This is a genomic window from Acinetobacter sp. M5A5_2a (assembly GCF_053345265.1).
Window position 1 is genome coordinate 189,722 of the sequence record NZ_JBKEZV010000004.1, and the last position, 22,243, is coordinate 211,964.

The 22,243-nt window shown below is 41.3% G+C and carries 23 protein-coding genes; 18 read left to right on the top strand and 5 right to left on the bottom strand.

The features are described from left to right. Nucleotides 1–17 precede the first annotated feature (17 nt). Nucleotides 18–806 carry a crotonase/enoyl-CoA hydratase family protein gene (locus ACLBWE_RS07670; protein ID WP_447602084.1) on the bottom strand — a complete coding sequence of 263 codons (789 nt, stop codon included), beginning with the start codon at nt 804–806 and terminating at the stop codon, nt 18–20. A 196-nt stretch (nt 807–1,002) separates the two neighbouring features. Further along, entirely contained in the window at nt 1,003–1,947 is a 945-nt protein-coding gene (locus ACLBWE_RS07675; protein WP_447602086.1) for a DMT family transporter, read from the bottom strand. 402 nt (nt 1,948–2,349) lie between these two features. Here ACLBWE_RS07675 and pnuC point away from each other — a divergent pair, with 402 nt between their 5' ends. Beyond that, nucleotides 2,350–2,931, top strand: a complete 582-nt coding sequence (gene pnuC, locus ACLBWE_RS07680; protein WP_003653131.1) for a nicotinamide riboside transporter PnuC — start codon at nt 2,350–2,352, stop codon at nt 2,929–2,931. A 14-nt stretch (nt 2,932–2,945) separates the two neighbouring features. Further along, nucleotides 2,946–3,245 (top strand): hypothetical protein, encoded by a 300-nt coding sequence (locus ACLBWE_RS07685; protein ID WP_447602089.1) that lies wholly within the window; start codon nt 2,946–2,948, stop codon nt 3,243–3,245. Nucleotides 3,246–3,291: 46 nt separating this feature from the next. Here ACLBWE_RS07685 and ACLBWE_RS07690 read toward each other — a convergent pair whose 3' ends face one another. Then, nucleotides 3,292–4,104, bottom strand: coding sequence for an IclR family transcriptional regulator (locus ACLBWE_RS07690; protein ID WP_003653128.1), 813 nt, complete (start codon nt 4,102–4,104; stop codon nt 3,292–3,294). Nucleotides 4,105–4,377: 273 nt separating this feature from the next. On the opposite strand from ACLBWE_RS07690, the gene ACLBWE_RS07695 reads away from it, so the two are divergent. From ACLBWE_RS07695 to ACLBWE_RS07760, 14 genes are all read left to right on the top strand, one after another. After that, nucleotides 4,378–4,683, top strand: a complete 306-nt coding sequence (locus tag ACLBWE_RS07695; RefSeq protein ID WP_003653126.1) for a non-heme iron oxygenase ferredoxin subunit — start codon at nt 4,378–4,380, stop codon at nt 4,681–4,683. 27 nt (nt 4,684–4,710) lie between these two features. Next, the gene (locus ACLBWE_RS07700; RefSeq protein ID WP_004641721.1) at nt 4,711–5,010 is read left to right on the top strand and encodes a recombinase-like helix-turn-helix domain-containing protein; all 300 of its coding nucleotides are present in this window, start codon (nt 4,711–4,713) and stop codon (nt 5,008–5,010) included. Nucleotides 5,011–5,026: 16 nt separating this feature from the next. Next, nucleotides 5,027–6,094 carry an aromatic ring-hydroxylating oxygenase subunit alpha gene (locus ACLBWE_RS07705; protein ID WP_017388716.1) on the top strand — a complete coding sequence of 356 codons (1,068 nt, stop codon included), beginning with the start codon at nt 5,027–5,029 and terminating at the stop codon, nt 6,092–6,094. Then, a complete protein-coding gene (locus tag ACLBWE_RS07710; RefSeq protein ID WP_069122453.1) occupies nt 6,087–6,851 on the top strand; it encodes an SDR family oxidoreductase in 765 nt (254 codons plus the stop codon). The genes ACLBWE_RS07705 and ACLBWE_RS07710 overlap by 8 nt, the downstream gene beginning before the upstream one ends. 11 nt (nt 6,852–6,862) lie before the next feature. Further along, complete coding sequence (locus ACLBWE_RS07715) at nt 6,863–7,792, top strand: VOC family protein (RefSeq protein ID WP_447602093.1); 930 nt, start codon at nt 6,863–6,865, stop codon at nt 7,790–7,792. 28 nt (nt 7,793–7,820) lie between these two features. Beyond that, nucleotides 7,821–9,032 carry an NAD(P)/FAD-dependent oxidoreductase gene (locus tag ACLBWE_RS07720; protein ID WP_447602095.1) on the top strand — a complete coding sequence of 404 codons (1,212 nt, stop codon included), beginning with the start codon at nt 7,821–7,823 and terminating at the stop codon, nt 9,030–9,032. 42 nt (nt 9,033–9,074) lie between these two features. Next, nucleotides 9,075–10,298, top strand: coding sequence for an MFS transporter (locus ACLBWE_RS07725; RefSeq protein WP_005042319.1), 1,224 nt, complete (start codon nt 9,075–9,077; stop codon nt 10,296–10,298). A gap of 23 nt (nt 10,299–10,321) precedes the next feature. Next, nucleotides 10,322–10,843 carry a cupin domain-containing protein gene (locus ACLBWE_RS07730; protein ID WP_013198649.1) on the top strand — a complete coding sequence of 174 codons (522 nt, stop codon included), beginning with the start codon at nt 10,322–10,324 and terminating at the stop codon, nt 10,841–10,843. A 36-nt stretch (nt 10,844–10,879) separates the two neighbouring features. Then, a complete protein-coding gene (locus ACLBWE_RS07735) occupies nt 10,880–11,704 on the top strand; it encodes an alpha/beta fold hydrolase (protein ID WP_447602098.1) in 825 nt (274 codons plus the stop codon). Nucleotides 11,705–11,719: 15 nt separating this feature from the next. After that, on the top strand, nt 11,720–12,514 hold the full coding sequence (locus tag ACLBWE_RS07740; protein WP_447602100.1) for an SDR family oxidoreductase: 795 nt from the start codon (nt 11,720–11,722) through the stop codon (nt 12,512–12,514). 15 nt (nt 12,515–12,529) lie between these two features. Next, nucleotides 12,530–13,321 carry an aspartate dehydrogenase gene (locus tag ACLBWE_RS07745; protein WP_447602102.1) on the top strand — a complete coding sequence of 264 codons (792 nt, stop codon included), beginning with the start codon at nt 12,530–12,532 and terminating at the stop codon, nt 13,319–13,321. Nucleotides 13,322–13,334: 13 nt separating this feature from the next. Then, entirely contained in the window at nt 13,335–14,801 is a 1,467-nt protein-coding gene (locus ACLBWE_RS07750) for an aldehyde dehydrogenase (RefSeq protein WP_447602104.1), read from the top strand. Nucleotides 14,802–14,839: 38 nt separating this feature from the next. Continuing rightward, nucleotides 14,840–16,480: a thiamine pyrophosphate-binding protein gene (locus tag ACLBWE_RS07755; protein WP_017388723.1), complete on the top strand. Its 1,641-nt coding sequence runs from the start codon at nt 14,840–14,842 to the stop codon at nt 16,478–16,480. A gap of 155 nt (nt 16,481–16,635) precedes the next feature. Further along, nucleotides 16,636–17,802, top strand: coding sequence for a hypothetical protein (locus ACLBWE_RS07760; RefSeq protein WP_447602106.1), 1,167 nt, complete (start codon nt 16,636–16,638; stop codon nt 17,800–17,802). A 91-nt stretch (nt 17,803–17,893) separates the two neighbouring features. On the opposite strand, the gene ACLBWE_RS07765 is transcribed toward ACLBWE_RS07760, so the two are convergent. After that, the gene (locus tag ACLBWE_RS07765; RefSeq protein ID WP_017391718.1) at nt 17,894–19,192 is read right to left on the bottom strand and encodes an MFS transporter; all 1,299 of its coding nucleotides are present in this window, start codon (nt 19,190–19,192) and stop codon (nt 17,894–17,896) included. 238 nt (nt 19,193–19,430) lie between these two features. Here ACLBWE_RS07765 and def point away from each other — a divergent pair, with 238 nt between their 5' ends. Beyond that, nucleotides 19,431–19,913 (top strand): peptide deformylase, encoded by a 483-nt coding sequence (gene def / locus ACLBWE_RS07770; protein WP_447602108.1) that lies wholly within the window; start codon nt 19,431–19,433, stop codon nt 19,911–19,913. A 177-nt stretch (nt 19,914–20,090) separates the two neighbouring features. Then, on the top strand, nt 20,091–21,413 hold the full coding sequence (locus ACLBWE_RS07775; protein ID WP_004641747.1) for a glutaminase: 1,323 nt from the start codon (nt 20,091–20,093) through the stop codon (nt 21,411–21,413). Here the strand turns inward: ACLBWE_RS07775 and ACLBWE_RS07780 are convergent. Next, nucleotides 21,380–22,168: an AraC family transcriptional regulator gene (locus ACLBWE_RS07780; protein WP_447602111.1), complete on the bottom strand. Its 789-nt coding sequence runs from the start codon at nt 22,166–22,168 to the stop codon at nt 21,380–21,382. The genes ACLBWE_RS07775 and ACLBWE_RS07780 overlap by 34 nt on opposite strands. Nucleotides 22,169–22,243 lie beyond the last annotated feature (75 nt).

A 22,243-nucleotide genomic window follows, 5' to 3' on the forward strand; every position in this document is an offset into this window, starting at 1 on the left:
TCTTGCTTGATTAAGCCTTATTTACCTTTAAAAACAGGAGGTCTTTTTTGCAACATGGCAAAAACTCCTTCTTGCACATCTTCAGTTTTTAATAAGGGATGGAGATGACTTTGTAACTTGCTAAATGCAGCTTGATAACCTTCATTGATGGCTTCACGTGCAGAGGCAAGGGTGGCTTTCACCGCTAGAGGAGCCGCTTGAGCAATATGTTCAGCTAACTCGATGGCACGGTTGAGCTCCGTACCTTCAGGACAAATTTCTGTAATCAGGTTCATATCCAAGGCAGCTTTTGCATCAAAAGGGTCACCCGTAAGCAAGTAACGCATGGCCTTGGCCCAACCTGCGGCTTGAGTAAAACGTGCTGTTGCCCCACCAAAAGGTAAGATGCCGCGTTGAACTTCCATTTGCGCAAACTGAGTGTTTTCACTTGCTAAAGCAATATCTGCATTTAGAAAGAGTTCAATACCAGCGGTATAACAATAGCCTTGTACCGCAACAATTAAAGGTTTACTCAGTTTTCGACCCACAGTGCCCCAAGGGTTTACTTCTTCATCACTAAAATCAAAAACACCTGTAGCAAGCTTAGGTTGTAACTCTACGAGATCTAAACCAGCCGTAAAATGGTCGCCATGAGCAAATATTACTGCACAGCGCAGCTCATCATTATTTTCATATTCGGTGAGCGCTAGTGATAAATCTTTAATCAGGTGGCTATCAAAGGCATTACGTTTTGCTGCCCGATCTAGCCCAATTAAAAAAATATGTCCGCGAGTTTCACGGCTGACTTTTCCTTCTTGATTTGACATATCGTGATGTCCTTTATTTGTCTTTAATAAGTTTTTAAACGATCGTTTAAAAAGTGTCAAATACAATTTATAGACTACTTCGTAAACAAAAATAGAAGGAAGGGTCAAAATAAAACTAAACTTTTATTCTTAAGATTAATATAAATATGAGGGGGGAGAATAACCTGATCAGTGGCCTCAATCAGGTTATAAAACATTATGTTGGACGACGTGAATACATCAGTAATCCTAAGCATAACAGCGTTAAACCTAAAATAAGATGTGAGCTGAGCTGTTCATGGTTGAACCATGTCCCCCAAAATGTAGCTAAAACTGGGGTAATAATGGTAATGAGTAACACAGTGGTCGGTTGTAGGACTTTAATGAGTTGATAATAAAAAATCATGGCAAGCACAGATGAAAAGACTGCACTGTAGAGCACCGCTATTGAAATTTTAAGGCTCGGAAATTCATTTGGAAGATGTGACCAAAAGAAAGGTAACAGGCATATATAACCGACCCATGAAACAAGAGTAGCACCTGTCATTTGTGTAATTGGCGGAATATGTGCTCCGACAGATTTTACGGCAAAAGTCGACAATACATAAAACAGCATCGCAATCAGCTCTAACATAATACCAATGCGGTTGAGCTGAAAACCTGATGAAGACAGTCCTAAAGTAAAGCCCATCCCGATAAGAGCGATACCCAGCCCAAGCCACTGCCATGCCGAAAAACGTTCACGTCCCAATAAAAAAGAGCTGATGAGTCCAGACACTAACGGAGAAGTACCGTAAATAATTGAAATAATGGCAGAGGGGACTTTATCTGCACCCATATAGCAAAAGGCCATGGAACCAAATAAACCAATGGCTCCGGCACAATAACTTAAAATTGCTTTTTTACTAAAGATGAGTTTTAAACGAAAAAATCGTAGACAGAGTAAGGCGATTGGAATCGCCAAACTGAATCGAATAAATAACCCCCATGCCCAGTGAATTTCTTGTACTGTCCAGACTGCCGCGAGTGGAGTAAGCGACCAAATAATGACAACAGCAATAAATTGGCCGGCTGTAGCGAGGCGAGTTGGAGTTAAAGAGGGTGCTACAGCCGGCTGATTCTGCGGGGTAGAAATACTCTGTTGTTCAAATAACGGCTTCATATAAAGCTCCAGAAAGTTAGGTTTTTGTGTTTTAAAAGGGCATAAAAAAAGCCGCGTTTTATGGCGGCTTGTTATGAAAATCAGGGGGTATATTACAAATGGAATATCTTGATTTTCTCATCCAAAGCGCCAAATTGTCCAAAATATGGACGTCGCCAATCGGCCATAGAGACATTGACCTCTAAGGCATATAATTGGTGAGCCAGACATAGATGGGCGTTAGATAAAAACATGATAAGTATATTAAAATATAGATGATATTTTTATAACACAGAAATAGAAAAGTACAAATTATATTCAAGCATGAACCACAGATTTTTTGATTTCAAATTAGCAGTTTGCTTAACCTGATATTTTTCTCATAATACCCCGTCGAATTGATCTCTATAAGAAGCTGTTCTTATGTCACCTTTAGAAATTTTTGCAGTCTTGATTAGCCTAATTGGAGTTGGATTAACTGTTATTAGGAACATGTGGTGTTGGCTGTTTAATTTCTTTGCCTTTGTTTTATATGCTTATTTGTTCTACGAATTTAAGCTTTATGGTGAAACGATTTTGCAGTTCTTTTTCATGGTCGTAAATTTTTATGGTTTTTACTACTGGTTCAAGGGAAAGCAGCAAGATCATGACATTCGTATTGAACCGATTGCAGTTCAAAAAGCAATTTTTCAAATGATTATTGCAGCGGTAGGTGGTTTGCTCTTTGGTTTGATTCTTAAAAACTTTACCGATGCGGCTGTGCCAATGCTTGATTCGCAACTTGCAGCGTTTAGTTTACTCGCAACCTATTGGACTAGTCGCAAGCATATTGCAACATGGGTACTTTGGGTGTTCGTTGATATTATTTATGTAGGCATGTTTATCTATAAAGATTTATTTTTAACAGCCGCTTTATATGCAGCCTTTGTTCTAATGGCCGCTTATGGTTGGTATCAATGGGAAAAGGTTAAAAAGAAACAGAATTTATCTTCTGAGCCGATTTAGTTTGGAGAATGGTCATGTTGTTGAGCTTAGATGGTTATAAACAGCAACAGTTTGATCAAATTGCCGCCAAAATAATGGCAGAGCCAGAAAAATATATAGAATTTAATTCAGTGTCAGATTTTTATAATGCTGAATGGCTCAAGGATTTTCCACAAGGCACTCAGGTGTCTGCTACAGGGTTAGATGACGGTGCTGAAGAGTTTTATGCCGTTGTACAATTTAAACAGCAGTATTTAAAGTTTGATATTAAAGAAAACCATTCGACAGTTATTTTTCAAGATATGAATGGGAACGTATTTAAGCGTAATTTTTAATTTGTGAAATAAAATTGCAAAAAAAAGCGACTTAACGTCGCTTTTTTTAATAAATAAATTTTGAAATTTTGTTTGCTGTTTCAACGACTAGGCTTGCGATATCTTCTTTAAACGTTCTTTCATCATAAGTTGTAATTGGGCAACTCACAGAGATAACCGCTACCATTTTGCCATTTGACTGTTTAAAGATAGGTGCCGCACAGGCTGCCATATCATGATTATAATGACCCCAGCTCACCATCGTTTTTTGTGTTTTTACATAAACTAATCTTTGCAATAAGGTTTTTAAATTGGTTGGAGTCAGTTCAGAAAAACTATCCCAATCATCAAAGTTACGGTAACGCTGACGTACTTCAGTTTCAGGTAAATCGGACAATAGCATTTGACCAATCACGGTTGCATGAGCAGGCCAGCGAGTACCTAAGCTAATGTTGCTCGTGAAGGTTCCCATCGACTGAATATTATTTACAAAGACAATATGTGTGCCTTCTAAAATAGAAAGATGCACGGCAAGTTTGGTTTGATCACGTAGTTCTTTCATTAAAGGCGTCGATAAATCGAGCAATGAAAGTTTAGATAAACTGTTAAAACCTAATTCCATGACTTTTGAATCAAGTGCATAAGTTTTTTGAGAAGCTTTTCTTAAATAGCCACAAGATTCGAGTGTATAGATTAGACGAAATGCACTAGAACGGTTCACTTCTAAAATTTCAGCGATTTCTGTAATCGTCATTTCTTGTGCTTGTTGGTTAAATGCTTGCAAGATGGCTAAACCCCGTACAAGGCCGGGTACTAAATATCGATCATCATTTTTTGTTGTTTCTGATTCTTGCGAATCTTCTTCAATAGTTAGGCTCATTCGTGTCATTTTCCTATAAATAAAACAAGGTTCAATTTGGGGCATGCTGCTTTATTTTAGAACTATTGTAATTGTTAAAAATGCATAAAACAATTTTTATATTTAAAACTTTGTTTCTTGTTTGAAACGTAACAAAATATTTAAATTTTATTAAACCAATGAATTATCTATTTATTTTTACTTTGACAAAAAATGATCAAGGGTATTATGCTTAGCTCATGTTTTGAAAATCAAATTATGTTTTGTATATAAAACAAAATGAGGACGCAAGGTATGAGTTGGATCTCAATTTGTCAGCAGGGTGACGTTAGCGAAGATGAGCCGAAAGCCATCGAAATTGAAGGGAAGAAAATTGGCGTATTTTTCGTCGATGAAAATTACTTTGCGATTGAAAATGTTTGCCCTCATGCATATGCCTTATTAACCGAAGGATTTATCGAAGATCAAACTGTTGAATGTCCATTGCACGAAGCAATTTTTGACATTCAGACAGGTGAGCTAAAAAGTGGACCGGGATGTAGAAACCTATGTACGTACCCAGTTCGTGTTGAAGGACAAGATATTCAAATTCAACTCTAGTCCTCACAGGTACAAGGAAGCAGAACAATGAAGACATTTAATGAAAAGTTGGCTAGCTGGGTTCATGCAACGCCAGCAACCGATGCAGGTATCAACAATATTCAAATTCCTGGTCAATCTGAATTGTTGGTTTGGCAAACACGTTATAAAGAACCAACTGTTTACGAACAAGACTTTGTAAAGAACTTGATTCAGGCATTTTCTGCGGGCGCAACAGCATTAGATGACGTTGTTTCTGCACTGAATCAGCAGGGTTTCCGCTGTGAATCTGGTGATGAATGGACTTCTGCGAGCTTTACAGAAGAAATGCAACGTTTAGGTTATTAATTCAAGGAAGAATAAAATGAACGCAATCGTATCAGCTTCACAAAGCGCTGAAGAATATTTAGAACTCGGTTTACGTGATCAATGGCATCCGGTTTTAGCAAGTTGGGAAGTGGCTGCCAATCCGGTCGGAATTACCCGTTTGGGTGAAAACATTGTGGTTTGGCGTGATGCCGAAGGTCAGGTACACGCACTTGAAGACCGCTGTCCGCACCGTGGTGCTCGTCTTTCATTAGGCTGGAACTTAGGTGATCGAGTTGCTTGTTGGTATCACGGTGTTGAAGTTCGTGCTGATGGTGTGGTTGCAGATGTACCAGCCGTTCACGAATGTCCAATGACAGGAACCAAATGCTTAAAAAGCTATCCAGTTAGTGAACAGCATGGCGCAATTTTTATTTGGTTTGGTATCGACGCAAATGAACAGCCAAAACCGCTTGAGTTCCCAGAACAACTTGCAAGCGAAGAGTGGAGTGCGTTCCTTTGCCAAGCCGACTGGAAAGTAAACCATCAATACGCGATTGATAACGTGATGGACCCAATGCACGGTACATATTTACACGCGACATCACACTCGATGGCAGATGGTGAACGTACCGCAGAGATGAAGCACCGTACTACAGATAATGGCTTTGTTTTTGAAAAAGAAGGCCAAACTGGTGTGAACTTCGACTGGGTTGAATATGGTTCGACAGGTGCAAGTTGGTTACGTCTTTCAATTCCGTATCGTAAACAATTTGGTCCAGGTGGCGAGTTCTGGATCGTGGGATATGCAACTCCAATTGATGCCAACAATACCCGCGTATTTTTCTGGCGCTGCCGTAAAGTAAGTGGCTGGCAACGCAATGTATGGCGTTTCTTATATCGCAATCACTTAGAACAGTTGCATTGGGATGTGTTGGAACAAGACCGCATTATTTTAGAAAACCTCGCACCAAATGCTCGTGAAAGAGAATTCTTATATCAACACGATGTGGGTCTTGCACGTTTACGCCGTTTAATGAAGAAAGAAGCTGAGAAGCAATTAAAGAAAATTGCTGCACTAAATGCATCAAACCGTATCGAGATGCAGGAAGAAGCTCATGGCTAATGTAGCGTTGCTGCAAGGCAAAAAAGTTTTAGTGACTGGTGCTGCACGTGGTTTAGGGCGAGATTTCGCTCAAGCGATTGCTGAAGCTGGTGCTGAGGTTGTAATGGCAGATATTTTGTCTGAGCTCGTTCAGCAAGAAGCACAAGAGTTACAGAAACAAGGACTTCATGTTCATGCGGTCACCGTTGACCTTGCCGATGCGACCTCGATTGAAAATGCGGTAGCAAAAAGTGTTGAGCTGTTAAAAGGGTTAGATGGCCTTGTGAACTGTGCAGCGCTTGCAACCAATGTAGGTGGAAAAAATATGATTGATTATGATCCTGAACTTTGGGATCGGGTCATGAATATTAATGTAAAAGGCACATGGCTAATCAGTAAGGCATGCGTTCCACACCTAAAGCAGTCGGCTGCTGGCAAAATTATTAATGTTGCATCAGATACTGCTTTATGGGGTGCACCGAACCTGATGGCTTATGTGGCAAGTAAAGGTGCAATTTTTGCCATGACACGTTCGATGGCAAGAGAGTTAGGACAGTTCAATATCTGTGTCAACACATTGTCTCCAGGTCTGACTTTGGTTGAAGCAACCGAATATGTACCGCAGGAACGTCACGATTTATATGTCAACGGAAGAGCGATTCAGCGTCAGCAACTTCCACAAGATTTAAATGGAACAGCATTGTATCTACTGTCGGATTTGTCCTCTTTTGTTACAGGTCAAAATATTCCGGTCAATGGCGGTTTTGTCTTTAACTAAGGAGTAGTCAAATGATTACAGGGATTGAGATTTTAAAGTTTGGAGTTGAAGATAGAGCCGCTTCAAACAAGTTTTTAGCAGATTTTGGTTTAAACCAAAGTGCTTCTGATATTGAAGGCACTGATTTATATCAGACTCAAAATGGTAGCAAGATTTATCTATTTAATTGTGATGATGACCGTTTGCCACCTGCGATTGAACAAGGTTCAACTTTACGTGAAGTCACGTGGGGTGTTGATCATGCTCAAGACCTTGAAGACTTAGCAGGTCGCCTAGCCGATGTAAATGGTTTTAAGCGTTCTGAAAATACAGTTCAGTGCCTTGACCCAAATGGTATGACCATTCGTTTTGAACAAAGTTTTGTGAAAGATGTATCTGAACTTAAAACGGAAGGCATTAACCAATACGGCAATATTCAACGTGTGAATGCGGCAAGTCCTGTATATGAAAAAGGTCAACCTGTTGCGATTGGACATGTCGTGTTCTTCACACCAGATTTAGCAGCCACGGAAAATTTCTATATTGAAAAAGTAGGCTTTCATTTGTCTGATGCCTATAAAAATCGCGGTGCATTCTTACGTTGCCGCGGTAAAGGTTATCACCATGATTTATTCTTGCTCAGTGTTCCAAATAAACCTGCTGGCCTAAATCATGTTGCTTTTGTCGTACGTGATATCCATGAGGTGATTGGGGGCGGTTTAAATATGAATCGTTCGGAATGGTCAACCTTTATTGGACCAGGACGTCACCCAATTTCTTCAGCTTATTTTTGGTACGTCAACTCACCATTAGGCGGTGCATTTGAATATTACACCAACGATGATTATTTGACAGAAGAATGGCAGCCACGTGTAGAAGAACATCGTCTAGAGCTTTTCACCGAGTGGGCGATTGAGGGTGGTCTTGATGACACAACCCGCCGTCAGGTGAAGCCTGTTTAACAGGTATTGCTTTACAAGGAAGATGGCTATGGAAAAGATCGTAATTGTAGGTGCCGGACAGGCAGCGGGTTGGGCAGTAAGCACACTACGCCAAAATGGTTATGTGGGCGAAATTCACGTGGTTTCAAATGAAGATCAAGTGTTTTATGAGCGTCCGCCACTGTCTAAGCAAGTACTTTCAAAAGAAGCAACTTATGAAAGTTTGAATTTGTTTTCTAATGAGCAGGTTCAAGAGTTCAACGTTCAATGGCACAAACCGGAAATTGCGACAAAAGTCGATCGTGAACAAAAACAGGTTCATCTAGAAAGTGGTCAGGTTTTGCCCTATGACAAGTTACTGATTGCAACAGGAAGCCGTGCTCGTGTGCCAGTGAATACATGGCAGTTCATTCCAAATGTTGTGACCTTACGTAATGTGCATGACTGTGAACGCTTAGCCGAAATTTTAAAGCATGCAAAAAATATCGCTGTGATTGGCGGTGGTTGGATTGGTCTTGAAATTGCGGCAACTGCGCGTAAGCAAGGTAAAGAAGTTCATATTTTTGAATATGGCGACCGTTTATGTGCAAGAAGCGTGAGTCCTGAAGTTTCTGCATTTTTAAAAAATATGCATGAAACCCAAGGCACAAAAATTCATTTAGACAGCAAGAGCCTACATTTGGTTGAAGCACCTCATCAAAAAGTTGAAGTGGTGAATCATCCACAAAATAGTCAATTGTTTGACTGTGTGGTGGTGGGTGCGGGTGCCGAGATTGCTAAAGAGTTAGGTGTACACGCTGGCCTCGATGTGAAAGATGGCATTGTGGTGAACTGCTTTGGACAAACTTCAGATCAACACATTTATGCCGCAGGCGATGTCGCGATTCATCCGGGTTTGGGCTATTGCATTCAGTCTTGGGCAAATGCACAAAATCAGGCAATTGCCGCAGCGAAGTCGATGCTGGGGATTGAAACTGAATATACCGATATTCCTTGGCTCTGGTCTGATCAATATCACTTTAATATCCAGATATTAGGTACGTATCAACCTGAAAAAACGAAAGAGTTAGTGATTCGCCAAGGCGGTGAAGATCAGGTGAGTTATTTATATCTGGACCATGAAAATCGTTTGCTCAATATGATTGCCATTAATGATTCTAAACTGGTCAAACTGGCAAAACGTTGGATGCAAGCCAACACTGTTTTAGACCCAAAACTGTTAGAAGATTCTGAATTTAATGTCATGAAGTTAAAACCGTAAACATTAAATCTGGTTCTCATTACCAAATCGAAGGAATGACACATGAGTAATGAAGAAAAAAGTGGATTAAAGCATTGGGTACCTGCTTTTGTCCTTATGGTGTGCGTGGTACTGGCATTTTTCGACAAGATTAGTATTGCGGTTTTATTTTCAGATCCTCATTTCCAAAGTGCAATGGGAATTGCTGAAGATAAGGCCAAACTGGGATGGCTCATGACAAGTTTCTTACTTGCTTATGGTTTTTCATCAGTTTTTCTAAGCTTTTTGGGCGACATTTTTAACCCGAAGAAAATGCTGTTTTGGAGTGTAACTTCATGGGGTTTACTCATGTTTTGCATGGGGTTCACCACCAGTTATTCAGGCATGTTGATTTTACGCGTGCTGTTGGGTTTGGCAGAAGGTCCGTTGTTTGCCTTGGCTTATACCATTGTAAAACAGACATATACAGACCGTCAGCAAGCACGTGCTTCAACCATGTTCTTACTTGGAACACCAATTGGTGCATTCCTTGGGTTCCCAATCACGGCAAATGTTTTGGCACACCATGACTGGCATACCACTTTTTTTGTGATGGCTGGGTTAACGCTAATCGCTATTTTCAGCATTGTTTTCGGTTTGCGTAATTTGCAACTCAAGAAAACCGTCGAAATTGAAGGCGAGAGCAAACGTACCAATTTCAAAGGCCATATTGCCAATACCAAAATACTTTTGAGCAATAGAGCGTTCTGGCTGGTTTGTCTCTTCAACATTGCATTGATGACTTATTTATGGGGCTTAAATAGCTGGGTTCCTTCTTACTTAATGCAAGACAAAGGCTTCAACCTCAAAGAATTTGGAATGTATTCAAGCTTTCCATTCATTGCCATGTTAATTGGCGAAATCATCGGTGCGTTTTTATCTGACAAGTTGGGTCGCCGTGCAATTCAAGTCTTTAGCGGCTTATTACTCGCAGGCATTTTCATGTATGTGATGGTCATCATGACCGAGCCATTATTGATTATTGCAGCGATGTCTTTAAGTGCGATGGCTTGGGGTTTTGGAGTGGCTGCTGTATTTGCTCTGCTTGCAAAAGTAACGACCTCAAATGTAGGGGCGACTGCGGGCGGAATATTTAACGGTTTGGGTAATTTTGCAAGTGCAATTGCACCTGTACTTATCGGTTACATCGTGATGCAAACACATAGTTTTAATTTGGGAATTACCTTCTTGGCTGCTGTCGCTGTCATTGGGTCATTTTTCTTGGTTCCTCTTTTAAAACGATATTAATTCACTGTATAGGAGTTTAAAAAATGACTACACAACAATTCGAATCGTGGGCACAACCAGAAAATGCTTCTTTAGAAGATTGGTTAAACACGCGTATTGCTCGCTTTGAGACACGTAAATATGACTTTGAGGCTTTGAAGTTCCAAGCCGATTACGACCCGAAATATCGCCGTGCTCAAATGCGTTATATGGGTACAGGCGCAACAGGTGTTGCAAATGACGGTAACACTGTACCAGCAGAAAACTTTACGTTTTCGACCATGGTGTTGCCACCACAGTGTGAAGGTCCTTTGCACATTCACCACGACGTTGAAGAAGTTTTCTTTATGCTTCGCGGCGAAATTGATTTGTTCATTGAACACAACGGCGAGAAATTCGAGACCCGTTTAAAAGAGCGTGACCTGATTTCAATTCCACCGGGAATCTACCGTGGTCTATTTAACCCAGGTCAAGAAGATGCCTTGATGTGTGTGATGTTGGGAACAGGCAAACCGACGATTCCAAACTATCCACCAGAGCACCCATTGTCTCAAATCAAACGTTAAGCGCTTGATGATGTGAGTTAAGGGAAAGGAATAAAAATGATGACACTCATTGAAAAGTTAGCAGAATTTCCAGTTAAAACGGTGACTGTGCAAGGCCAGCAACAAGCATATCGAGAAGCCGGTCAGGGCGAATACCTCGTGCTGTTACATGGCATTAGTTCAGGTTCTGCTTCTTGGGTGAACCAACTTGAAGTGCTGTCTCATCATTTTCATGTCATTGCCTGGGACGCACCGGGCTATGGCAAATCAGATGAACTTTTAACTGATCAGCCGAATGCTACCGACTATGCAAAGCGTTTGGCAGCGCTGTTTGAAGTTTTAAAAATTGAAAAAGCAATTGTTGTTGGCCACTCATTAGGTGCCTTACAGGCGAGTGCATTTGCTGCACTTTACCCAGAACGAGTAGAGCATTTGGTGATCGCCAATTTGGCTCAAGGCTATCAACGTCAAGATGAACAAACACAAATTCAGGTTTTTGAAAAAAGACCAAAAATGTTGAAAGAGTTAGGCGCTAAAGGTATGGCAGAAAGCCGTGGGCCTCATTTGATTTATAAACAAGAGCCACAAGCCTTAGCTTTAGTTTCAGAGGTGATGCAACAGTTAACCCTACAGGGATTCACACATGCATCGTACTTACTTGCATATGACGAAATACGTAATTATTTAACAGATTTAAAAGTCCCATGCGCAGTGATTGCAGGGCAGCAAGATCAAATCACTCCTGCGTTAGGTATACAAGAGCTTGCTCAGGAATTGCAGTTGGAACAGCACTACATCATCCAAGATGCAGGACATTTAAGTTATGTCGACCAACCGCAAGCATTTAACCAAATTATGTTGACGATTCAGGAACAATCGTAAGAGAGATTAAGGATTATGAGCTTCCAAGTTGAAGGAAAAGTTGCAGTTGTTACGGGTGGCTCCTCTGGGATTGGGCTGGCTGCTGTTGAAATATTGGTTGCAGAGGGTGCAAAAGTAGCTTGGTGTGGTCGCGATGAAGAGCGTTTGAATGCGTCAAAACTCTATATTTTAGAGAAATATCCGCATGCCAATATTTTTACCAAAGCATGTAATGTGTTGAAAAAAGAAGAAGTTCAACAATTTGCCAAAGACGTAAAAATCAATTTGGGCAATGTTGATATGCTCATTAACAATGCTGGACAAGGCCGCGTTTCAAACTTTGAAAATACGCAAGATGAAGACTGGATGAAAGAAATTGAGCTGAAGTATTTCAGTGTTTTACATCCGGTTCGGGCTTTTCTTGACGACTTAAAACAATCGGCAAATGCATCGATTACCAATGTGAACTCTTTACTGGCGTTACAACCAGAGCCACACATGATTGCCACTTCATCAGCACGAGCGGCGTTGTTGAATCTGACACATTCTTTGGCTCATGAGTTTACTCAGTATGGTGTTCGTGTGAACTCGATTTTACTCGGAATGGTCGAGTCTGCGCAGTGGAAACGCCGTTATGAAACTCGCTCAGACTTAAACCAGTCATGGGAAGAATGGACAGGCAATATTGCTAAAAACCGCGGTATTCCAATGCAGCGTTTAGGCCGTCCTGAAGAACCAGCCCGTGCTTTAGTTTTCTTGGCATCTCCATTGGCATCGTACACCACAGGTGCGGCACTCGATGTCTCAGGTGGTTTTAATAAACATTTATAAATATCAGGTGCTGTCATGAAAAAGTTGATGATGATTGGTTTTGGCGCAATGGCAGCAGAAGTGCATGCTCACTTGCCTCAAGATTTGCAACTGAAATGGATTGTCGTGCCGTCTCGTAGCGTTGAAAAAGTTCAATCACAAGTGTCTTCAGAGATTCAGGTGATTTCAGATATTGAGCAATGTGATGGTGCGCCAGACTATGTCATTGAGGTGGCAGGTCAAGCAGCTGTGAAAGAGCATGCTCAAAAGGTTTTAGCGAAAGGTTGGACCATAGGTCTGATTTCGGTTGGAACTTTGGCTGATAGTGATTTTTTGATTCAGCTCAAACAAACAGCTGAAGAAAATAATGCCCATCTGCATTTACTCGCAGGTGCCATTGCTGGCATTGACGGTATTTCGGCAGCCAAAGAAGGTGGCTTGCAAAAAGTTACTTACAAAGGCTGTAAAAGTCCAAAAAGCTGGAAAGGGAGTTATGCAGAGCAATTGGTCGATCTAGATCATGTGACTGAACTTACAGTCTTTTTCAAAGGAACTGCTCGTGAAGCTGCGATGAAGTTTCCAGCAAACGCCAACGTCGCTGCAACAATTGCACTTGCTGGACTTGGAATGGATGAAACCATGGTCGAGTTAACCGTTGATCCAACAATCAACAAAAACAAACACACCATTGTGGCAGAAGGTGGCTTTGGGCAAATGACCATTGAACTGGTTGGCGTGCCGTTAGCAAGTAACCCGAAAACATCAACTTTGGCTGCGCTTAGCGTGATTCGTGCTTGTCGCAACAGTGTAGAAGCAATACAGATTTAAGAAGGATTTGATCATGGCAAAGGAAATTTATATTGCAGGTGAATGGCGTTTGGGCCGCGGTGCGGTCATCCAAAGCCTGTTTCCGGCAGATGAGTCTGTCAATGCAGAAATTTCGACTGCAACGCTTGAAGATGTGAATGAAGCGATTGAAAAGGCTGATCAAGCTTGGCGTCAACCAAGCTGGAGAAACAGCTTGCCTCATGAGCGCGCACGTATTCTCTACAAAGTTGCAGACATTATTGAAGCGCGTGTAGATGAATTGGCAAAATTACAAACACGCGATAACGGTAAGCCTTTAACCGAAACACGTGGTTTGGTGATGAGCGCTGCGGCGACTGCACGTTATGTTGCAGCGGCATGTGAAACGCTGAATGATGAGCTAACTACTCAACGTGCTCCAGACTTTATGACCATGAGCGTGCATGAACCTGTAGGCGTTGTGGCAGCAATTACACCTTGGAACTCTCCAATTGCGAGTGAAGTTCAAAAGCTTGCTCCAGCTTTGGCAGCGGGAAATGCAGTGGTGTTAAAACCAGCAGAAGCGACTTCACTCATTGCTTTAGAACTTGCCAAAATTTTTGAAGAAGCAGGTTTACCAAAAGGCTTACTCAGTGTGTTAGTTGGTCGTGGTTCGGTTATTGGTGATGCAATTGCTCAGCACCCGTTGGTTCGTAAAATCTCTTTTACAGGAGGAACAACCACGGGCCGTCATTTAGCGCATATTGCAGCGGAAAAACTCATTACCACATCGCTTGAGCTCGGTGGTAAGTCACCAACAATCGTTTTACCGGATGCCGATGTAGAACTTGCTGCTAAAGGCGTAGCGTACGGTATTTTTAGTTCGGCAGGCCAAGCGTGTATTGCAGGTTCTCGCTTGTTTATTCATAGCAGTCTTTACGATCAGTTTTTAACGCGTCTGGTTGAAATTACCAAAGGCTTACGTGTGGGCCATCCTGAACAGGCTGGTGTGCATTTAGGGCCACTCGTAAATGACAAACATTTGCAGTCGGTTGACCGCTATGTGCAGCTTGCTAAAAGTGAAGGTGGTCAGGTTCTGATTGGTGGTGAAGCATTAACAACTGGTGACTATGCCAAAGGCAGTTATTACTTACCTACCATTATTACGGGTTTAAGTAACAGTGCCCAAACCTGTCAGGAAGAAATTTTTGGTCCTGTTTTAGTCGTCATGAAATATGACAACGAACAAGATTTGATTGCCCAAGCCAATGACAGTTGTTTTGGTCTTGCAGCTGGCATCTGGACTGAAAGCTACCGTAAAGCTTGGCGTATTGCCCGTGTGTTAGAAGTGGGAACAGTGTGGATTAATACCTACAAAAAGTTCTCGATTAGTGCGCCGTTTGGTGGCTTTAAAGACAGTGGTATCGGGCGCGAAAAAGGCCGTTTGGGCATTTTATCGTACATGCAGCAAAAGAGTATTTATATGGGGCTGAATGAACAGCCTAACCCTTGGTGCGATTAATAGATTCAAGGACTGAAAACAAATTTTGAGGAACAGACATGACTGAACGTGTAAATGTAGGCGAAGCAATCGCAAGAGTTTTAGAAGCGCACCAAGTTGATAGTATTTATGGTGTTATTTCCATTCACAATTTACCTATTGCCGACGCAGTAGGACGCCGTGAAAAAATGCGTTTTGTTGCTGCTCGTGGTGAAGCGGGTGCGGTAACTATGGCAGATGCACACTCACGCTTTAAAGGCTTGGGTGTAGCACTGACCAGTACTGGTGCTGGCGCTGGTAATGCGGTGGGTTCACTGATTGAAGCGATGAATGCGGGTAGCCCTGTATTGCATTTAACAGGTCAGGTTGAGCGTGAATATCTTGACCGTGATGCAAGTTTCATTCACGAAACCAAAGATCAACTTACGTTTTTACGCGCATCAAGCAAAGCAGCATTTCGTATTACAAGTCCAGACAATGCAGTGGGCGTAATTCGTGAAGCCATCCGTGTGGCAACAACTGTTCCAATGGGGCCGGTAAGTGTTGAGTTGCCAATTGATGTACAAGCGGCAGAAATTGATTTGCCACTTAACCTTGGGCCAGTCAAAGCATTGCAATTGCCACAAGCAGATCAAGCTGAAATTGATCTTCTTGTGAGTGAAATCAAAAAAGCAAAACGTCCGATTTTTTGGATTGGCGGTGGGACTTTAAATAGTGTTGCTGAAGTTAAAGCAATTGCAGATTTAGGTATTCCAGTTGTGTCATCTACACACGGCCGCGGCGTATTGGCAGATGATCATCCACGTAGTTTAGGTGCATTCCACAACTCGGCAGCGGTTGAGCAGTTATTAAAAGATGCCGACTTAATGGTTGTATTGGGTTCTCGTTTACGTAGTAATGAAACCAAAACTTATTCGGTTGAGTTCCCTGAAAACATTATTCAGGTAGATGCTAATCCAGTGGCTCAGCAACGTAATTACAAAATTCGCAACTTCATTTGTGGCGATGCCAAAGATGTCTTAACACGTGTGTTGGAACAGCTTCAAGGTACTTCAAAGGTTGATGCCGATTACGATGCGGCTGTAGTTGCTGCAAAACAAGCTGCAATTGATGCACTGCGTAAGCAAATCGACCAATACGCTTTAATTTGTGATCACTTGCGTGCAGCTTTACCTCAAGACGGCATTTTTGTACGTGACATCACCATGTCAGGTAGCACATGGGGCAGCCGTTTATTCCCTGTACAAGCACCAAACCAAAACATTCACTCACTCGCGGGTGCAATCGGTTTAGGTCTTGCAACGGCAATCGGTGCTTCGGTTGCTAACCCTGACAAAAAAGTGATTGGTTTGGTCGGCGATGGCGGCTTAATGCTTGGCATTGGCGAAATTGCAACCATGGTGCAAGAAAACACCAACATGGTCTTAATGATTATGAATGACGGTGGTTATGGTGTAATGCGTGGCATTCAAAACAACTACTTTGGTGGTCGTCAGTATTTCAATGAATTGCATACACCAGACTACAAACTTCTCGGCGAATCTATGGGGGTGAAGAGCTGGAAAGTCGGTAGTGCAGATGAGTTTAAAACTGTCATTCAAGAGGCGGTTGCATTTGAAGGACCAACGGTAATTGAGCTCGATATGAACTCGATTGGACCATTAAACTTTGCGGGTCCACCGCAAAAGAAACTGTATTAACCAGTTTGGATGGTTTAGTACATATGCGATGGGAGCTGCTAAGCCATCCTTTTTTTAGATATATTTTTTTATCTAAAAAACAATAAAAACGAAGTTTTACAGGTAAAACAAATAAAGTTCCAGCAGGATGCTGGAACTCAATCAAGGATGTAGAGATGAAAAAGACTTCATTGATCATGGCATTCATTGCACCACTCGCTATGGGGATGAGTGCAAGTGCATTTGCAAAAGACTCATTACTTGAATGGAAAAGTGATGATGGAACTGACTCTTTAAAGTTAGGTGGGGTGGTTCGGTTAAATCAGCGCTATGAAGATTGGGAAGGGCCAAACCGTGGTTTTGGTAAGCTCTATTTTGATATTTTCAGGGTGGATCTAAAAGGTAAGTTTGATGATGCATACATCAATGCGAGCTATCTGTTCCAAGACCAACAGAAAACCTCGATTGAAAAAGCATATGTCGGCTATAACCTAGATGCCAATAACAGTATTGAAGCAGGTTTGGTCTATAAGCCATTTACCATTTATCCATACCCGCAAAATGGCTGGACCTATCACATTCCATTCTTTTTAGGTTATGGCAACAATATTGCACCGGGACTTAACTGGAATTATCACGACAAAGATTGGGATGTAAAACTCGGTTATTATCCGCAAATGCTAGAGACCAACTTGCGTTATTCACCTGAAAGTGCAACTTACGATGACTTGGAAGAAAATGCATTTCCATCTCAAAAGGCTTATCAAAATGAAAAGCGTAATCAGTTTAATACCCGCATTGTGCGTAAGTTAGAAACTGATTTTGGTAAGCAAGAGGTTGGTGTGTCTGGTGCGATTGCCCAGTTACATAATAAAGTCACCGATAAAGATGGCAAGTATTATGCGGTTGGTTTGCATACCGACAACAACTACAAGCGCTTTAACTTACAAAGTTCAGTCATTCACTATCAATACGATGCTAAAAATCCGGATGGTGTAAATAGTGATATGACTTTAATGGGCAATAATGGTTTTACACCTGCCTATTTCATTGCTTCGGAAGGAACGATTGCCAGTTTAAACCTTGCCTACACTTTACCTGTCACGAATATGGGCAAGCTAAAAGCCATTAAGTTTTATAATGACTATAGCTATCTCGATAAAAAACGTGATGATTGGTCAGATTCGCAAATGAACACTACAGGCATGATGTTTATAGCTTCACCATTTATGGTTTGGGCAGATTACACGTGGGGCAAAAACTCAAATATTATTGGTGGGGCGACCAACTCAACAGGCTATACCTCTGCCACATCACCCAACAGTGATAAGTGGTTATACTGAATTAACTTTAATATCGGTTTTACTTTCTAAAGTGAACAACATTAAAAAACCACGCAACTGGCGTGGTTTTTTATTTAATAGATAAGCTCTTTTAATATCTGGATTTTTCAAACTTATTCCAAAATACAAACGCAGTCACAAAGGCCAAAATGGTCAGCGCAAAAATATAATACATCGCACCAATATCACTATATTGACTAAGCCAATGGACTAAAGGCAACGTCATACCACCAACAATTGCATAAGATAAATTATAAGAAAATGAAATGCCCGAGAAGCGAACGGGTGCAGGGAACATTTTAACCATGCTGCTCGACACCATACCAACAGTACCTGAGCAAAGACCTAGCAACATATATAAGCCAAAAATGGTTGAATGTGCGGCGTGACCCAAACTGTTATAAAAAACTGCTGCTGTAAGTGCCACGGCAAGTGCACCAACCATCATCACTTTGCCACAGCCAAAACGGTCAGCAAAATAACCAGCCAAAATACAGCCCACCATTTGCATGACAATGGCTGCACTTTGCATTTCAAAAGTCTGGGCACGCTCAAAACCAAATGAACCAATCAATAAATTTGGCATGGCTAAAATCACCACCACCACACAGCCTGTTAAAAACCACGTAAATAACATCCCAATAACAACGGCTGTTTTATGTGTTTTTAACACTTGTTTAACTGGCATTTCTTTTGAGATTTCTTTACGTGCCTGCATGGCTTTAAACACAGGTGTTTCTTTTAAATAGGTCCGTAAATAAAGTGCTACCAGACCAAAAATACCACCTGCAATGAAAGGAATACGCCATGCCCAGTCATGGATTTGTCCTTCACTAAAATTCAGCGAAATCCATAAAGACATCAGCGCGCCTAGTAAAATTCCTAAAGACAGTCCGGCAGTTAATAAACCATTTGCCAGTCCAATTTTTCTTTCGGGAACGTGTTCCGACACAAATGTCCACGCGGCGGGAATTTCACCTCCAATAGCAATACCTTGCACCACACGCATGAGTAATAAAAGCAGCGGCGCCAAATAACCAATATTTTCAAAAGTAGGCAAAATCCCGATAAACAGAGTAGGCAGGGCCATCAGTAAAATAGAAAGCGAAAATAGTTTTTTTCGCCCAACTAGATCGCCAAAATGGGCCATTACAACCCCACCTAACGGCCTAAAAAAGTAACCTGCTGCAAAAATACCGTAAGTATTGAGCATGGCCCAAAAAGGACTAAGCGTACTTGGGAAAAAGAGGTCGGAAATGATTTTGGCGTAGAACACATAAATCACAAAATCGTAAAACTCTAAAGCGCCACCGAGTGAAGAAAGGGCGAGGGTTCGTTTATCTTCTTTATTCAGATAGTTCGCATCCTGCAACGTTAATTCTTGATCCATTTTTTACTTAATTGTTGTAATCGAAGTTTGAATATTAATGGAAAAGTGAATTAAAAGTAAATGGAGGAAATTTGTGCTATAGATGAGTGTAGATTGGGTTAACTAAGAAAAGACAAAATGGTTTAAAACTAAAAACGCTTTAGATTAAACAAAAACAGATGTAGGAATGACTTTTCTTTTGAGCCGTTCAGCGACACAATAAAACTTGTCATAGCTAGTTTAATGAGAGATTCAAGGGATGAGTGTAGTTTTACCTGTAGCTAAGCGCGGTGAAGACATTTTAAAACTGATTGCCGCGCCTGTCTCACCTAGTGAGCTGAACAGTGATTGGCTTTATGGGCTTGCAGCCGCTATGCATGCCACTATGCTTGAACGCAATGGTGTAGGAATTGCTGCACCTCAAGTCTATATCTCTAAACGAGTCATTATTGTGGCTTCTCGACCAAATCCACGCTATCCCGACGCACCTGAAATGGATGCGGTGGTGATGGTGAATCCTGAGATTTTAGAGTTTTCGAGTGAAACCCTCCTAGGTGAAGAAGGCTGCTTAAGCGTGCCAGATGAACGTGGACAAGTTGAACGCGCAGAAATGGTAAAGGTTAAATATTCAACACTTCAGGGTGAATTCGTTGAAACGATTTTTCACGGTTTTCCTGCTCGTATTGTTCAACATGAAGTCGATCATTTAAATGGAGTGTTATTTGTAGAAAGAATAATCTAATCTTCTGTTTAAAGTTTTGAAAAAGGTATAATGAGCTTGAAATAAAGAAGTCAACGGAATTACAATACTTATATCGTGATTTTTAATTCATTCAAAAAGTATAATTTTAATATTATCAGCAGGTTGTGCTGAAAAATTGCTCTAAAGCGCAAATCTCCTCATTTAAGGTTACGGACCATGAAAACCCCTCTCCCAGATTATTTGGCAAATGTGATAGAAGCCTGTGAGGTAGATAATAGCGGGCATCTAGCTGACTATATTCCAGAGTTGGCAAATGCAAATCCAGACCGATTGGCTTTGGCAATGTCTACGGTAGATGGTGAAATTTATTCGATCGGCGATGATGATACTGAATTCACCATACAGTCAATTTCTAAACCGTTTGTATATGCTTATGTTTTACAACAGCTTGGCATTGATGCGGTACTCGCTAAAGTAGGGGTAGAGCCTTCAGGGGAAGCTTTTAATGAAATTTCATTGGGTAAAGATGGTCGTCCGAAAAACCCGATGATCAACTCTGGCGCAATTACTGTACATTCATTGATTCAGGTCAAACATGGTCTACATAGTGCAGAAATTCTACGCCGTTTTATGAGCGAGCTTGCTGGTCGCGAATTAAGTTTTGATGAGTCTGTTTACGATTCTGAAGTCAAAACAGCCTATCGTAATCTTTCGATCGGTTATATGTTGCGAACTGTCGGAATTTTAGAAACTGATCCAGTCGATATTGTGAATGGTTACATTCGTCAATGTGCAATCATGGTTACAGTTAAAGATCTGGTACGTATGGGCAGTGTACTTGCCAATGGTGGGGTCGACCCTAAAACCGGAAAACGCTTATTGAACCGATCTGTAGTGAGACAAGTGCTCAGTGTCATGATGAGCTGTGGTATGTATGATGCCGCGGGTGACTGGCTTTCAACTGTAGGTATTCCTGCTAAAAGTGGTGTAGCTGGCGGTATTTTGGGGGTGTTGCCGGGTCAGGTCAGTATTGCTGCTTTTTCACCTCGACTAGATGAGCATGGTCATAGTATTCGAGGTATCGATATTTTAGAACGATTATCTCGTGACATGGGATTACATCTCATGGAAGGTACACCTTCTGCACAAACTATTGTACAAAGCCATTACCGTACAGGAAAAGATGCCTCATTAAGTGTGTATGTGCTTCGAGGTGTATTGAAATTTACCGAAGCTGAAATGTTGTTGCGTATTTTACAAGACGAGACAACTGATCAAAGCACAATCGTGATTGATTTGACCCAGATTTCGCTTATCCATGATGTGGGTAAACGTATGTTTTTAGAAGGCGTAGATCGTCTGATTGATGATGGTCATACACTCGTTTTGGTTGATCCTGAACAGCGATTAGATCATGCGAGAACCGGCAAAGATCGAGAACTGCATGTCTATCATGATTTCGATGATTTGCTCGAAAAGCATGACTTACCCGCAAAAAAAAAGACTTATAACGACATTGCCGCACTTCTAAATTGCTGAGGTGTTTTTCCGAGATGTCGTTTAAACATCGCACTGAATGCACTGGGGTTGTTATACCCCAGTGACTCGGAAATTTGAGCAATAGATTCACCATTCGCGATTTTACTCAAGGCAAGTGCGATATGCATTTGCTGGACCCATGCTCGATAAGACAGTCCAGTTTCTTTTTGGAACATGCGCATTAAGGTTCTCGAACTCGCGCCAATATCATCGGCCCAATCTGTTAAATCTTTTGAGTGATTAGGCGCGTGTAATAACGCTTGGCAAATTTTTAATAATCGCTTGTCTTTTGGCCACGGAATCTGGATAGGCAACAAATTGGCCCGATGGATTTCTTCAAAAATCAAAATTTGTAAAGAACGAGAAAGCTCTTGAGAGGTGACAATATTTGGAGTCTCCTCTTGTTCAATTTCATTCAAACGAATCAAAAGCTCATGCAAAAGGTTGCTCACCCGAATAATAAAGCAATGTTGCCCCATTAAAGCAGCTGCATTTATTTCAACTAACGCCGTATTTAATTTAACGTGACTCAATGAAATCACACTATGTTCGACATGGGCAGGAATCCATAACGCACACATGGGCGGCACAATCCAGACATTATTCGGTGTAAACACCTGAATGTTTCCTGTAGACGCATATAAAAACTGAGCGCGAGTATGCGTATGAGTCGGCGTGATTTCTCGGTAGGCATGCTCGGAAGATAGCCCAATCACAAGTTCAGACAAATCAGACTGAATAAGAGAATCGGACATAATCTATCCTAAAAATTGTCACTTATGCGATGATTATTGGAAGATAACTTTATAAGCGACAATTTACAATAAGCA